The organism is Paraburkholderia sp. (assembly GCF_049581445.1).
Classification (GTDB): Bacteria; Pseudomonadota; Gammaproteobacteria; order Burkholderiales; family Burkholderiaceae; genus Paraburkholderia.
Map to the genome: position 1 here is coordinate 16,161 of NZ_JBAURZ010000339.1, position 14,914 is coordinate 31,074.

The following is a 14,914-nucleotide window of genomic DNA, read 5'->3' on the forward strand; positions in this document are numbered from 1 at the left end:
GGTGGGGAATCGTCACCCGCCGCACACGAGGGCGGCGGGTACATCTAGGGGATTTCGTTGCTTGCTGCGAATTACGCGGCGAGCACTTCGCTCTTCGCCTTCTTCGCGGCCATTTCGCCGAGCGCGCGCTTGTATTCCGTCGGGAACACCTTCACGAACTGGCGGCGCGACGCATCCCAGTTTTCGAGCAGCGCCTTCGCACGCGGCGACCCGGTGAACTGGAAGTGACGTTCGATCAGCCCCTTCAGCACTACCTCGTCGGTTTCGTTCGCGTGCCACAGGCCCTTGTCGACCGTGCGTTCCTGTTCGGCCTGTTGCAGTACCGGATCGAGCGCGACCATCGACTTGTTGCACTTGCCGGCGAAGCTGTTGTCCGGATCGAACACGTAAGCGATGCCGCCCGACATGCCGGCTGCAAAGTTACGGCCGGTTTCGCCGAGCACGACGACCGTGCCGCCCGTCATGTATTCACAACCGTGATCGCCGGTGCCTTCCACCACTGCCTTCGCACCCGAGTTACGCACGCAGAAACGCTCGCCTGCGACGCCGCGGAAGAACGCTTCGCCTTCGATCGCGCCGTACATCACCGTGTTGCCGCAGATGATGTTCTCTTCCGACTTGCCGCGGAAATCGTTGGTCGGACGAATGATGATGCGGCCACCCGACAGACCCTTGCCGACGTAGTCGTTGCCGTCACCGACCAGATCCAGCGTGACGCCTCTCGCGAGGAACGCGCCGAAACTCTGGCCCGCCGTGCCCTTCAACTGGATATGAACCGTGTCATCAGGCAAGCCGTCGTGGCCATACTTCTTCGCGATCGTGCCGGACAGCATCGCGCCCACTGTACGGTTCACGTTACGCACCGGCTGGATGAACGAGACGTGCTCGCCCTTCTCAATCGCAGCCTTCGCCTTTTCGATCAAGGTGTGATCGAGCGCGCGATCGAGGCCGTGATCCTGCACGTCGACGTGCTTGCGAGCCACTTCTTCCGCAACCTGCGGCAGATAGAACACGCGCGAGAAGTCGAGACCCTTCGCCTTCCAGTGCTCGATGCCCTTCTTCGTATCGAGCAGTTCAGCGTGACCGATCAGGTCTTCGAACTTGCGGATACCCAGTTGCGCCATGATTTCGCGCACTTCTTCTGCAACGAAGAAGAAGAAGTTGACGACGTGCTCCGGCTGACCCTGGAATTTCGCACGCAGCACCGGATCTTGCGTCGCAACGCCGACCGGGCAGGTGTTCAGATGGCACTTGCGCATCATGATGCAACCCTGCACGACGAGCGGCGCCGTCGCGAAGCCGAATTCATCCGCGCCGAGCAGCGCGCCGATCACGACGTCGCGGCCGGTCTTCATCTGACCGTCGGCCTGCACACGGATGCGGCCACGCAACTGGTTGAGCACCAGCGTTTGCTGGGTTTCAGCGAGGCCGAGTTCCCACGGCGTGCCGGCATGCTTGAGTGAGGACAGCGGCGATGCGCCCGTGCCGCCATCATGACCGGCGATCACGACGTGGTCGGCCTTCGCCTTCGCCACACCAGCGGCCACCGTGCCGACGCCTGATTCCGACACCAGCTTGACCGAGATGCTGGCCGCCGAGTTGGCGTTCTTCAGATCGTGGATCAGTTGTGCCAGATCTTCGATCGAGTAGATGTCGTGGTGCGGCGGCGGCGAAATCAGACCCACGCCGGGCACCGAGTAGCGCAGCTTGCCGATGTAGTCAGACACCTTGTGACCCGGCAGCTGACCGCCTTCGCCGGGCTTCGCGCCCTGCGCCATCTTGATCTGGATCTGATCAGCCGAGGCGAGATATTCCGCCGTCACGCCGAAACGGCCCGACGCCACCTGCTTGATCTTCGAGCGCAGCGAATCGCCCGCCTTCAGCGGAATGTCGACGATGACCTCGTCGCCGATCACCGACTTCATTGTGTCGCCAGTCTTGATCGGAATACCGCGCAATTCGTTGCGGTAACGGTTCGCATCCTCACCGCCTTCGCCCGTGTTCGACTTGCCGCCGATGCGGTTCATCGCCACAGCCAGCGTAGCGTGAGCTTCCGTGCTGATGGAGCCGAGCGACATGGCGCCCGTCGCAAAACGCTTGACGATTTCCTTCGCCGATTCCACTTCGTCGAGCGGGATCGCTTTGGTCGGGTCGAACTTGAACTCGAACAGGCCGCGGAAGGTCATATGACGCTTCGTCTGATCGTTGATCAGATGCGCGTATTCCTTGTACGTCTGATACGAGTTGCTGCGCGCCGAGTGTTGCAGCTTGGCGATCGCATCCGGCGTCCACATGTGTTCTTCGCCGCGCACGCGATAGGCGTACTCGCCGCCAGCGTCGAGCATGCTGGCGAGAATCGGGTTGTCGCCGAACGCGTCGCGATGCAGACGAATCGCCTCTTCCGCAACGTCGAACAGGCCAATGCCGCCCACCTTCGACGAGGTGCCGCGGAAGTACTTCGACACCAGGTCTTCAGCGAGACCCACCGCTTCGAAAATCTGCGCGCCGGTGTATGACATGTAGGTCGAGATGCCCATCTTGGACATGACCTTCTGCAGGCCCTTGCCAACCGCCTTCGTGAAGTTGTAGACCGCCTTCTCCGCCGACAGGTCGCCCTTCATGCCGGCGGCCAGTTGGGCCAGCGTTTCCATGGCGAGGTACGGGTGCACGGCTTCCGCGCCGTAGCCCGCGAGCAGTGCGAAGTGGTGCGTTTCACGCGCGGAACCGGTTTCGACGACCAGACCCGCGCTCGTGCGCAGACCGTGCTGCACGAGGTGCGTGTGGATCGCGGCGGTGGCGAGTAGCGCCGGAATCGCGACGTTATCGCGGTCGGTCCTGCGGTCCGACACGATCAGCATGTTGTAGCCGGACTTCACCGCATCGACGGCTTCCGCACACAGCGACGCGAGACGCGCTTCGATGCCTTCCTTGCCCCAGGCCACCGGATAGCAGATGTTCAGTTCATACGAACTGAACTTGCCGCCCGTGTACTGATCGATCGCACGGATCTTCGCGATGTCCTTGAAGTCGAGCACCGGCTGCGACACTTCGAGGCGCATCGGCGGGTTGATGTTGTTCGTGTCCAGCAGGTTCGGCTTCGGACCGACGAACGACACCAGCGACATCACCATGTTTTCACGGATCGGGTCGATCGGCGGGTTCGTGACTTGCGCGAACAGTTGCTTGAAGTAATGGTAGAGCGTCTTGTTCTTGGTGGACATGACCGCCAGCGGCGAGTCGTTGCCCATCGAGCCGACGGCTTCTTCACCGGCTTGCGCCATCGGCGCCATCAGGAACTTGAGATCTTCCTGCGTATAGCCGAACGCCTGCTGGCGATCCAGCAAGGCCGCGGCTTCGCGGCGTTCCGTGACGACGTCTTCGGCCTTCGGCTCGATTTCGTCGAGCTTGATCCGGACCGCGTCAATCCAGCTCTTGTACGGCTTGGCGTTAGCGAGGTTGTCCTTAAGTTCCTTGTCGTCGATGATGCGGCCGTGTTCCATGTCGATCAGGAACATCTTGCCCGGCTGCAGACGCCACTTCTTGACGATCTTCGATTCGGGAATCGGCAACGTGCCGGCTTCCGACGCCATGATCACGAGGTCGTCGTCGGTGACGATGTAGCGCGCCGGACGCAGGCCGTTACGGTCGAGCGTCGCGCCGATCTGACGGCCGTCGGTGAAAGCAATTGCGGCAGGGCCGTCCCACGGCTCCATCATCGCAGCGTGATATTCATAGAACGCACGGCGGTTATCGTCCATCAGCGTGTGCTGTTCCCAGGCTTCCGGGATCATCATCATCATGGCGTGGACGAGCGGATAGCCGGCCATCACCAGCAGTTCGAGACAGTTGTCGAACGAGGCGGTGTCCGATTGGCCCGGATAGATCAGCGGCCACAGCTTCGGCAGGTCGTCGCCGAGCACGTGCGAAGCGATTGCGCCAGTACGGGCGTTCAGCCAGTTGACGTTGCCCTTCACCGTGTTGATTTCGCCATTGTGGGCGATCATCCGGTACGGGTGAGCCAGTTCCCATGCCGGGAAGGTGTTGGTCGAGAAGCGTTGGTGCACCAGCGCCAGCGCCGACACGGTGCGCTCGTCCTGCAGGTCGCGGTAGTACACACCAACCTGGCCGGCCAGCAGCAGGCCCTTGTAGACCACCGTGCGCGCCGAGCATGACGGCACGAAGTATTCCTTGCCGTGCTTGAGCTTGAGCGCCTGAATGCGGTGGCTCGCGGTCTTGCGGATGATGTAAAGCTTCCGCTCGAGCGCGTCGGTCACCATGATGTCCTTGCCGCGGCCGATGAAGATCTGGCGGATCAGCGGCTCGCTCGCCTTGACGGTGGGCGAAATGGGCATGGAGTGGTCGACCGGCACATCGCGCCAGCCCAGCACTACTTGTCCCTCGGCCTTCACCGTGCGTTCGAGTTCCTGTTCGCAGGCGAGACGCGACGCATGTTCCTTCGGCAAAAAGATCATGCCGACGCCGTATTCGCCCAACGGCGGCAAGGTCACGCCCTGCTTGGCCATTTCTTCGCGGTAGAAACCGTCCGGAATCTGGATCAGGATGCCCGCACCGTCGCCCATTAGCGGATCGGCGCCGACGGCGCCCCGGTGATCGAGGTTCTCGAGAATCTTCAGACCCTGCTCGATGATCTCGTGGCTCTTCTTGCCCTTGATGTGGGCAACGAAGCCGACGCCGCAGGCGTCGTGCTCGTTTTGCGGGTCATAGAGACCTTGCGCGGCGGGAACCGAGGAAGCCGGTTGCTGGTGGTCGTTCATGGGGACACCGTCTGTGAGGGGCCAGTTGCGGCCGTTGAACCATTTTTCTGTTGCCCGCAGTTTTCGCTGCAACTGCGTAGGCGGCTTGATGCAGCGCGCGCCGTGAAACTGCCGGAATTCGGAATATACGCGACGAATCAATGGAATAGCAAATAAAACGTGATGATTGAACCCCTATTATCCGATTGGTGCATCGCACCTTATTTTTATTGGTTCCATATCAAAACGGTGCAAAGAAAACGGCATGCGGTGATGCCGTTTTCTTTGCAGCTATCTGAAGCAGAAGGAATTATTGAGTTTGGGGCGTCTCGCGGACCTTGCGGGGCCGCCCGCGCGGCAGCGGAGATACTCTGCGATTCGCTGCCCGCGCCGCCCACTCCCGATAGGAGTCGCTACCGAGCACCCAGCCCTTGAGGGTGGCCTGCTGCAACTGGCTAGCCTCGCGCTCATCGAGCGGTTGTTCGCACAGCTCGCGGTAGGCACGCTGCCGCTCGAACGGCGTGTTGCCGAGCGACCAGTACAACGGATGATCGGTAATCAGACTGTCCAGCGTGAGCCCAATGTGGTGCCGATAGCTTGACCAGCGATAGTCTTCCGGCGCGCTAACCAGTTGCCCACGCACCGGACACATCTCCACCACGCGGCTTGCCAGCAGGAAGTAACGCTCGCCCTCGATCACCGTGGCCCGGTAGCGCCCCTCCCACAACGTGCCGCGACGCGAGTAACGCCGGTTGAAGTGAGCGACGTAGCGGCGACCCACCGCCTGCATCGCCTTGGGCAAACTCGACTCCTCGGTCGGCGTGACGAGCAGTTGCACCGCGCCCGGCATCAACGCATAAGCGTGAATGGACAGGTGATGGTCTCGGGAAGCCGCCTTCAGACAATCGATGAAGAGCTCGTAATCCTGGTCGTCGATGAATGCGGGCTGCTGATCCAGTCCGCGCAGGATGACGTGTTGCGGCTGGTCAGGAACATAAAGACGTGCGAGCCGTGCCATGCTGGATTATCCAATAGTCGCGTTGGTATATACCCGAAGGTCCTAAAAGCCGCACGCCCGTGCGATTCGACAGGAAGCGGCTGAGCCAGAAACCACGCGGGGCTTAGGGAGAAAGCTCTAACACTCGCGTATGGTTTGTTTCAAACGTTCTAGTCATAATGAGCGGGCCTTTTCTGGAGGAGCACATATGAATTTAAAACAGGCCATGACGGGGATCGCGGCGCTTGCCTGCATGACGGCAGCCCACGCTCAATCGGCCGGAAGCTTTTACATCACAACGGGCTGGTTCCATCTTTCACCTCAATCCAGTAGCGATCCGCTCAAGGAAACAAGCGTAGGCGGTTCGCCTGTCAACGTGACCCTTCCCAATACGGGCGCCACACTCGATAACGCGGACACCATCGGCTTTACCGCCGGCTACTTCGTCACCGACCATATCGCGACGGAATTCGTGATCGGCGTGCCGCCAAAGTTCAACCTGCAAGGCTCGGGCGCATTCGCGCCGTACGGCACATTGGGCACAGCAAAACAGTGGAGCCCAACCCTGCTGTTCAAGTATTACTTCCGCGACGCAAACGCGAGCTTCCGTCCGTATCTGGGCATTGGTGTCAGCCGTGTCTCGTTCACGGATGCGCAGATCACCAACGGCACGTTCGAGCAACAGGTACTGCATGGTCCGACCTCGGTATCTACGGATAGTTCGTGGGAGCCCGTGTTTAATGCCGGCTTCAATTACAACATCGACAAGCACTGGTTCGCCGGTATTTCCCTGTCGTATTTGCCGCTCAGCGCCACTGCGAAGTTGAGCACGAACGCCGAGACACCGGTCGGTACGCTCAACGTTCAATCGCAGACCAAGATCAAGCTCAACCCGATCGTCAGCTACGTCAGCATCGGTTATCGCTTCTGACAGTAAGACTAAGGGTAGTCGAGTTTTGGGGGCTTGAACAATGCCGTCATGCATTCATGGCGGCATTTTCATTTGCCCGGCGAGAAAAAGCGGCTAACAGGGCGCCGCTACACGACGCTTTGTAAATTTGACCAACGAGGCCACCGTTCTGGTGCAAATAATGCCGCCGGGTTGCCAGACGGAATCACCTGCGGCTAAGGCGGGTGGCGGTTTCATGCTGGCTCGTGAGTTGTTTTCCATTGGGCACTGAAGTTGCGTCACTGGGTGTTTCCCGTTCGGTTTCAGCGGGATTTCCCTTTGACTCATCAACGACGGAGCGACCATGACTGCACTACCGAACACGAGAGACGCCCTGGGCGAATCCTGGACGACGACGAGCCGCCGCGCGCGCCGTATTGCGCGCCATAGCCGCCATGCGGCAGAAGACATCGCGACTGAGCTTCGCTCATTGATGTCTGAACTCGAAGATACCCTGTCAGACGGGACACAAGCCGATGCCGTCGCGCTTCGCGCCCAGTTGCGCAAGCGGCTGGATGTCGCGCGCGAGCGTCTGAACGACACCCGTGATGTCGTGCGCCAACGCGCCGAGGTCGCATTGTCGGGGGCCGATGACTATGTGCACGAAAACCCATGGCAGACGATTGCCATAGTGGGTGGTATCGCGTTGATTGCGGGAGCGCTGTTCGCGCGTGCGCGATGACGTGATGGCTGACCCTGACCGCGTTTCCTGACGGAGGGTGATGGGGCGCGCAGTTGCTCGCTGCCTTGCGTAGCGGGCCGCGCCCTGTCTGCCAGAGAGACGTAACGGTCTTCCGGGCGCCGGCTTCATTCCTGGATAGTCGTGGACTGGCCCGAGGTCTTCCGCTCAGTTGTCTGTGATCACAAAGAGCCGCTGATACTCCTTAAGCGCATAGCGATCCGTCATGCCCGCGATGTAGTGGGCGATCAACCGCGGCTGTTGCGCCGGATCAGCCGACTGGTACGACGGCGGCAGCAGGCGCGGGTCGTCGGTGAACGCGTCGAACAGCCCAATGACCACCCGTCGCGCTTTGTTCGCCATCCGCATCACGCGATAGTGCCGGTACAGGTTCTTGAACAGGAAGCGCTTGAGCGCTGCAGCTTGCGCGGCGACGCTCGCGCTGTGTGCAACCAGCGGCGGCGCGGCGCGCACCGCATCGAGATTTGCCGGCGCGTGCCGCGCGAGGTTCTGGGTCGTCGTATCGATCAGGTCGACGATCAGTGTGTTGATGATCCGCCGCACCGTCTCGTGGATCAGCCTGCGGCCTTCGATCCGTGGATAGTCCGCGCGCGCGGCCTCGAAATGCGCCTGCCAAAGTTCCACCTCGGCCAACTGCTCGACGGTGAGCAAACCGGAGCGTAGACCGTCGTCCACATCGTGATTGTTATACGCAATTTCGTCTGCCACGTTGGCAATCTGCGCCTCAATGGACGGCTGCCGCCCCTCAATGAAACGCTCACCAAGCGCCCCGAGGCGCCGCGCGTTTTCGCGCGAACAGTGCTTCAGGATGCCTTCACGCGTTTCAAAACACAGGTTGAGCCCATCAAACGCGCCGTAGTGCTCTTCGAGATCGTCCACCACAGCGAGGCTCTGCAGATTGTGCTCGAAGCCGCCATGCTCGCGCATGCACTCGTTGAGGGCGTCCTGCCCCGCGTGACCAAACGGTGTATGGCCGAGATCGTGCGCAAGCGAAATGGCTTCCACCAGATCCTCGTTGACCCGCAGATTGCGGGCAACCGAACGCGCGATCTGCGCCACTTCCAGGCTGTGCGTGAGCCGGGTGCGAAACAGATCGCCCTCGTGATTCACGAACACCTGCGTCTTGTATTCGAGGCGCCGAAACGCGGTGGAGTGAACGATGCGGTCGCGGTCGCGCTGGAATTCGGTGCGCGCGCCAGGCGCAGGTTCTGGATGGCGACGCCCGCGAGACTGTGCAGAATGCGCCGCATAGGGCGCGAGATGGGCTTCAAGTGCAGCGAGCGTGGGAGCTGCGGGTAAGGTTGCCGGCGCGCTCGTAAAGGCGCCGCTGGACGATTGATTCAGGGTGTCGCTGCGGCTTTCACTCACCAGCATCTCCGAAACATGGAAGGCACCCCGCGAAAGACGCTGCGCTTGCCGCCGCTAGACGGCGGCGGCGAGCGTGGCGTCCACGGCGGCGTCGGGTGCCGGGCCGATCAGCGTTTCACCGAAACGCTTCAGCAGGATGAATTTGATCTCGCCCGCTTCTGCTTTCTTGTCGACGCGCATCAGGTCGACATAGCGCGCGGCGCCCAACGCCGGTGCACGGGTGGGCAAATTAGCGGCCTTGATCACGTCAACCAGACGTTTGCGAGCGTCTTCGTCGAGGTGGCCGAGGCGCACGGACAAATCCGCTGCCATCACCATGCCGCAGCCCACCGCCTCGCCATGTAGCCATTCACCGTAGCCAAGACCGGCTTCGATCGCATGGCCGAACGTGTGGCCGAAATTGAGGGTTGCGCGCAGTCCGCCTTCGCGCTCGTCCGCCGCCACGACTGACGCCTTGATCTCGCAAGAACGCTTGACCGCCTCGGCGAGCGCCTGCGGCTCACAGCGGTTCAGCGCGCCGACGTTTGCCTCGATCCAGTCGAAGAAACCCGCATCCGCGATGGCCCCGGTCTTGATGATCTCGGCGATGCCGGCTGCCAATTCACGTGCCGGCAGCGTGCGCAGCGCGCCGATGTCGGCAATCACCGCCTGCGGCTGGTAAAACGCGCCGATCATATTCTTGCCGAGCGGATGATTGATGCCCGTCTTGCCGCCCACCGACGAATCCACCTGTGACAGCAAGGTGGTCGGTACCTGGATGAACGGCACGCCGCGCATGTAGCTGGCGGCGGCAAACCCCGTCATGTCGCCAATCACACCGCCGCCCAGCGCGATCAGCGTCGTCTTGCGGTCGGCTCGCGCGCCGAGCAGCGCGTCGAAAATCAGATTGAGCGTTTCCCAGTTCTTGTGCGCCTCGCCGTCCGGCAACACGACCGTCGATACCTGCTTGCCAAGGGGTGCCAGTGCCTGCCGCAGCGCGTCGCCGTAGAGCGGATCGACCGTGGTATTGGTCACGATGGTGACCGAAGAACCGGCAATATGCGGCGCGAACAGCGCGGTCTGGCCGATCAGGTCGGCGCCGATATGGATGGGATAGGCGCGATCGCCCAGTTCGACGTTGACGGTAATCATGCTTGCCATTATGACGCAGGATGTTTGGCGACGCCGGCCATCTCGAGCTGCATCAAAACCATGTTGACGAGGCCGTTGACCGATGGCCGGCCGGTTTCGATGACGAAATGCGCGCACTCGCGGTAAAGCGGGTCGCGCACCTCGTAAAGCTGCTCAAGACGCCCCTTGGGGTCTTCGGTTTGCAGCAGCGGGCGATTCTTGTCGCGCCGCGTGCGCAGCCACAAGTCATGCGGATTGGCGCGTAAATAGACGACAACGCCGTTGTTTTGCAGCGCTTCGCGGTTTTCGGGACGCAGTACGGCGCCCCCGCCGGTGGCCAGCACGATCTTCTGCTGTCCAGTCAGATCCGCAATCACCTGCGATTCCCGGTCGCGAAAGCCCGCTTCCCCTTCCAGTTCAAAAATGACCGGGATGCGCGCGCCCGTGCGCGCCTCGATTTCGTGATCGGAATCGAAGAACGGACGATCCAGCCGGCGCGCCACCGCCCGACCCACGGTGGTCTTGCCTGCCCCCATGAGTCCTACAAAAAATACATTGGCGTGTTCGTCCCGCGCTTGCAACGGTGTCCTCTGGCTAATCCGGTATGGTTCGTGCCGCAGCTTACTGGCAAAGCGACTGCCTTGTCGAGCCTGCGGGCCGCAGCTGCGGCGGGTGCTCAATTCGTCTGCACAACGCGCGGCGTGATGAACACAACCAGCTCGCTGCGTTTGTCACGGTGTGCCGTATGGCGAAAAAGTGCGCCCAAAAGGGGTATTTTGCCCAGGAGTGGCACCCGAGTCACATCATCCCGGTCATCTGTCGCATAGATTCCGCCGATCGATACCGTTCCCCCGTCCTCCACCTCGACGCGCGTCTGCACATGTTTGGTGTTGATGGCCGGCCCAGCTTCGGTTTGCTCGCCGACGCTGTCCTTGGCGATATCGAGATCCAGTACGACTCTTCCGTCAGGAGAAATCTGCGGCTCCACCTCCAGTTTGAGGCTGGCACGACGAAACTGCACACCGGAGACACCCTGCCCGACTTTTGCCTGATATGGCAACTCGGTGCCCTGCTCGACGATAGCTTTCATCCGGTCGGCGGTGACGACGCGCGGGCTGGAGACCGTTTCGCCGCGCCCTTCGGCTTCGAGCGCGCTCAATTCGATGTTGAGCAAGCGGGTCGCATGAGCCGCGAACAACGTGAGACCGGCCGTCGCTGCATCGAATCCGGAAAGCGGCCCCGCCGCCAAGTCGTAGACCGTCCCGTCCTTGCCGCCTGACAGCCCCTTCGCTGTCCCGCCGTCCGTATTCGCCGCAGCCGCTGAAAGCCGTATCCCAAGGTTGCGCGAAAAGCCCTGTTCGCCTTCAACGATACGCGCTTCGATCAACACCTGCCGCGACGGCCGGTCGATCGACCTCAACAGCTCGGCAATCTGCGCAAGTCGCGCCTCCAGATCCGTCACGAACAGTAGATTAGTGCGTGGATCGGCCATCGCTGCGCCGCGTTTTGATAACACGCGCTGCGTTCCCGAGCCGCTGAGCAGCCGTTTCACGTCCTCGGCATGCGCGTAGTGCAACTCGAAGGTGCGGCTGGCGAGCGGCTCCAGGTCGGCAACCCGCGCGTGGGATTCAAAGCGCTGCCGTTCGCGCGCCGCCAGGTCCGCTAGCGGCGCGACCCAGATCACGTTGCCGTGCCGTTCCATTGCCAGGCCGTTGATGTCAAGCAAGGTGTCGAAAGCAGTGCGCCAGGAGACCTTGTCGAGCCGCAACGACACCGTCCCCCGCACACGCTCGCTAGCTACGATGTTCAGGCCGGTGAACTGCGCGAACGCGTGCAGTACCGCGCCCAATTCCGCGTGCTGGAAGTTGAGGGTGATGGGCTTGTCCGGGATCACGCCGTCGTCGACGGTGCGCGCTGCTACGTCGCCGAGACGCTGCAATGGAGCAAGTGGCACCGGCGGCCCTTCAAGCGTGCTTGAAGCTGCATCGTCGCGTGGTGTTGTTGTACTCGCAGAACTCACCTTGGTAAGCGGCGCTAGCGGTGTCCCCTCGAGCATTGAATCGCTGGCTGATTCACCGTCGCCGGTGTCCGAACGAGCGGAAGCTGTTGACTCGTCCGAAGGCTCTCCGCGCGAAAACGGGTTGGGCACTTCGGCCGCGGCGGTGGGTGGCAGCGGTGGCGCGTCATAGGGCGCAACGGTGTCGTCAAGTGACATGCTCGCAGGCAGCGGTGGCAGCGATGCGTGCGCCACGCCCGCACCACCCGAAGCGTATAAGCAAACGAAAGCGCAGCCGAGCGCCGAGAAGGTTCGATTCAGCCACCTCATCAGGATGCCTCCGGCATGGAGAGCGTGCGCGTGCCGAGGGCATTCGTCAGCGTAATGCTGGATGCATCTATCCCCGTGACGCGATCGTCACCGAGACGCTGCCCTCGTTCAATTGTGGTCGCACCGTCAGCGGTTTCGAGTAGCGCAAGATGGCGAGTACGGTCGCGCAGCGTCCCGACCAGCCGCAACAGTGCTGCGTCTGCAGCCGCGCCACCGGCCTCTGACTGAGGTGAAAACGGATCGTAGAACACCATCTCCTCGTCGTCGGCATCCAGATCGTCGTCCGCGAAAAGCTCAGGGCTCGTCGATACCGGGCTTAGCGCATTGAAGACGTGAAGCGTCGCGCTGATGGCAAGCGTGCTGCCGCTGCGCTTCGCTGTAACGTCCTCGGGAACGACAAGCACCGGCAGGTCCGACAGCCCGCGCAGAAACACCATCAGATGTAGAAAATCGGCTTGTGCGGTGAAGTGCAGCGTGCGCATCGCGTCCAGACCTGCACCGCTTGCCGCGCCTGGCGTCAGTGTCAGCAATGACACCCCACTGCGGGCCGCAAGAAGGGACACCACCCGCAGATCGTCAGCCGAAGTCCACTCGCCAGCCAGCAGGCCGACGGGTGAGGCCGCCACATCACGACGCAGCGCTGGTAATTGGGCGAGCGCACGATTGGCCCGCTCCACATGGTGCTGTACTTCATCAAGTGCCGCGCGGCTTGCCTGCATGCCGCCCAGATCGGCTGAGATCCACGCGTTCGCCCCGACGCCGTACACCGACGCTGCGATCACGACGGCAACCAGCAACCGTCTGCGGCGGCTCCACTCGGCAAGAGGCACACGCAGCCGATTCATCCAATTGAAGGCAGTCAACGCTTCGTTCGCGAGGCTGGCATGTGGCGTCAGGATCGTGCTCATCGCGCACCTCGCGAGTTGTCTGCCGCGCGAGAGCGCGCATCAGATACCGAAGCGGACGCCTCTCGTTGCGGCTTAATGTTCTTCTCGCGCTCACCCTCTTCGTCCCAACGCAGTCGAGCGGCAAATTCCAGCGCGCCAGTGCCGCTCACTGTTGTGCCGGGCCGCGCACGAGCCAGCGGATGTAAATCTGTGACCTCAGAACCCTTCACGCCACGCACGGTGCCCAGTTGTTTGAGCCAGACAGCAGAGGCGACCGGATCGTTCGCCGTCGCGAGCAACTCTGTCTCGTGGAGGCGTTGGTGTAGTTGCTGGAGGATCACCCCTTCTGCATGCGTGCCGCTTAGGGTGTCGAGAAGGTCGAGGAGGCGCGTCAATGGCATGGACAAGTCAACTGCGCGGGTGGCCCGTTTGCCCCGCTCATCCATCTCACGCGAAAGCCTCGCATGCTCGGCAAGCGGCGCAGTGAGTTGCGCGAGTACGCGCTCGTTCGATGTACGCTGCGCATCGAGTCGTGTCCGCTCAAATGCTTGCCATCCCACTGTGGCGAGCAGTGCAGCGCAGCCTAAGAGCGCCGCGACAAGCCATTCGATCAGACAACGCCGCCGCGCACGGCGCGCATTGCTACGCCGATAGGGCAACAGGTTGAAGCCACCAATCCAGAACCTGTGGCCACGAGCCGGCATGGGTGAGTTCAGCGACGTCATTCCATCACCCCGCGCAAGGCAAGGCCGACTGCGACCGCGTAGGTTGGCTCACGCAGCAGTTCCACGGGCAAAGGTTGGGCGCACTTTCCCAGCGACGCGCATTCGAACGGGAGCATCGAACAACCGAGTACGTCGCCCAGATCGGCAATAGAGAAACCAACGCCGTCCAGCAGTTCGATTTCACCGCCGAGTATCGCGCAGCCGATGACTTCACCGTCTGCGAGGTCGCGCAGCGCGTCTGCCAGGTCGTTGTGTTCAGGCGCTGGATAACGCATGTCGGCGACGATCACTTCGTCTTGAATACGCCAGCCATACACGCCGTCTGCTCCGATCCAGATCGCTGCATACGATTCGTGCGGCTCGAGTTCGAACATCGCCGTGTGCCGCATAGCACGCAAGGCAGCGTGCGGTTCGCCGTCAATCGCCGTCAACGTGACGCCGGCGGCGGCTGCGCATTCGATACGCGCCTCCAGATGTTGACGGGCGGCGGCCGCAATCGTCACCGTGTTCGCGCAACGCGGCGAATCGTCGATGAACCAGTCAACCGCAAGGGCATGGCGCTCGATTCCAGCAACGCGCTCTGCTTCGCTCATCACCTCCGCCTCCATCGCCGTGAGCGTGGTTGCGTCAGCCAACACCCGGCCGCCGGCTCCGCTGAAGCCCGGCAACGGAAGGCTTGACATGAGCGTCGCCGAGCCGGGCAGCGCCATCGCGCAGCGCAACGTACGGTTGGCGCAAGCACGAGGCAGCCCGGCAAACAGATTGCGCAATGCACGGCTGACGGCGCCACGGTCCACGATCTCGATACCCGCCATTGCGCCGGCGGCGAGCGGCTCCGCGGCCACGTACTCAAGGCGCACGGCATCGACTCCTCGCGTACGTCGGCTCAACACCACGAGCCGCGCAGCTTGCGGCCCCACGTCGATTCCCGCAGCAAAACGCCGCACCGCCATGAGCAACGAATTTCTGGTCGCTATCACACACACCTCCCGTGAGACGCATACGCCGAACCATTCGGACGCAGGCACTGAGGCAATTGTGCAAAGCCGCCAAAGCTAGCGATATTCGGCCAGATGGCTAACGCGACGCTCACCGTTC

11 protein-coding genes are annotated in these 14,914 nt (G+C 62.0%); 2 read left to right on the plus strand and 9 right to left on the minus strand.

The features are described from left to right. Positions 1-71: 71 nt before the first annotated feature. Both WCA85_RS28080 and WCA85_RS28085 read right to left on the minus strand, forming a co-directional pair. On the minus strand, positions 72-4,775 hold the full coding sequence (locus WCA85_RS28080; protein ID WP_424068132.1) for a glutamate synthase-related protein: 4,704 nt from the start codon (positions 4,773-4,775) through the stop codon (positions 72-74). Positions 4,776-5,064: 289 nt separating this feature from the next. After that, positions 5,065-5,772 carry a transposase gene (locus WCA85_RS28085; RefSeq protein ID WP_424068133.1) on the minus strand — a complete coding sequence of 236 codons (708 nt, stop codon included), beginning with the start codon at positions 5,770-5,772 and terminating at the stop codon, positions 5,065-5,067. Positions 5,773-5,959: 187 nt separating this feature from the next. Between WCA85_RS28085 and WCA85_RS28090 the strand changes: the two genes are divergently transcribed. Both WCA85_RS28090 and WCA85_RS28095 read left to right on the plus strand, forming a co-directional pair. Then, complete coding sequence (locus tag WCA85_RS28090) at positions 5,960-6,682, plus strand: OmpW/AlkL family protein (RefSeq protein WP_424068134.1); 723 nt, start codon at positions 5,960-5,962, stop codon at positions 6,680-6,682. Positions 6,683-7,004: 322 nt separating this feature from the next. Then, entirely contained in the window at positions 7,005-7,382 is a 378-nt protein-coding gene (locus WCA85_RS28095; protein ID WP_424068135.1) for a DUF883 family protein, read from the plus strand. 165 nt (positions 7,383-7,547) lie between these two features. On the opposite strand, the gene WCA85_RS28100 is transcribed toward WCA85_RS28095, so the two are convergent. The 7 genes from WCA85_RS28100 to pilM all read right to left on the minus strand — a co-directional run bounded on the left by WCA85_RS28100 (position 7,548) and on the right by pilM (position 14,793). Continuing rightward, positions 7,548-8,768, minus strand: coding sequence for a deoxyguanosinetriphosphate triphosphohydrolase (locus WCA85_RS28100; RefSeq protein WP_424068136.1), 1,221 nt, complete (start codon positions 8,766-8,768; stop codon positions 7,548-7,550). A 54-nt stretch (positions 8,769-8,822) separates the two neighbouring features. Next, positions 8,823-9,899: a 3-dehydroquinate synthase gene (gene aroB, locus WCA85_RS28105; RefSeq protein ID WP_424068154.1), complete on the minus strand. Its 1,077-nt coding sequence runs from the start codon at positions 9,897-9,899 to the stop codon at positions 8,823-8,825. Positions 9,900-9,907: 8 nt separating this feature from the next. Further along, a complete protein-coding gene (locus tag WCA85_RS28110) occupies positions 9,908-10,459 on the minus strand; it encodes a shikimate kinase (RefSeq protein WP_424068137.1) in 552 nt (183 codons plus the stop codon). A 95-nt stretch (positions 10,460-10,554) separates the two neighbouring features. Continuing rightward, positions 10,555-12,204 (minus strand): type IV pilus secretin PilQ, encoded by a 1,650-nt coding sequence (locus WCA85_RS28115; protein ID WP_424068138.1) that lies wholly within the window; start codon positions 12,202-12,204, stop codon positions 10,555-10,557. Then, the gene (locus WCA85_RS28120; RefSeq protein WP_424068139.1) at positions 12,204-13,112 is read right to left on the minus strand and encodes a hypothetical protein; all 909 of its coding nucleotides are present in this window, start codon (positions 13,110-13,112) and stop codon (positions 12,204-12,206) included. Before WCA85_RS28120 ends, WCA85_RS28115 begins: the two co-directional genes overlap by 1 nt. Beyond that, entirely contained in the window at positions 13,109-13,816 is a 708-nt protein-coding gene (locus tag WCA85_RS28125) for a fimbrial assembly protein (RefSeq protein ID WP_424068140.1), read from the minus strand. Before WCA85_RS28125 ends, WCA85_RS28120 begins: the two co-directional genes overlap by 4 nt. Beyond that, positions 13,813-14,793 (minus strand): type IV pilus biogenesis protein PilM, encoded by a 981-nt coding sequence (gene pilM, locus WCA85_RS28130; RefSeq protein ID WP_424068155.1) that lies wholly within the window; start codon positions 14,791-14,793, stop codon positions 13,813-13,815. Before pilM ends, WCA85_RS28125 begins: the two co-directional genes overlap by 4 nt. Positions 14,794-14,914: the final 121 nt, after the last annotated feature.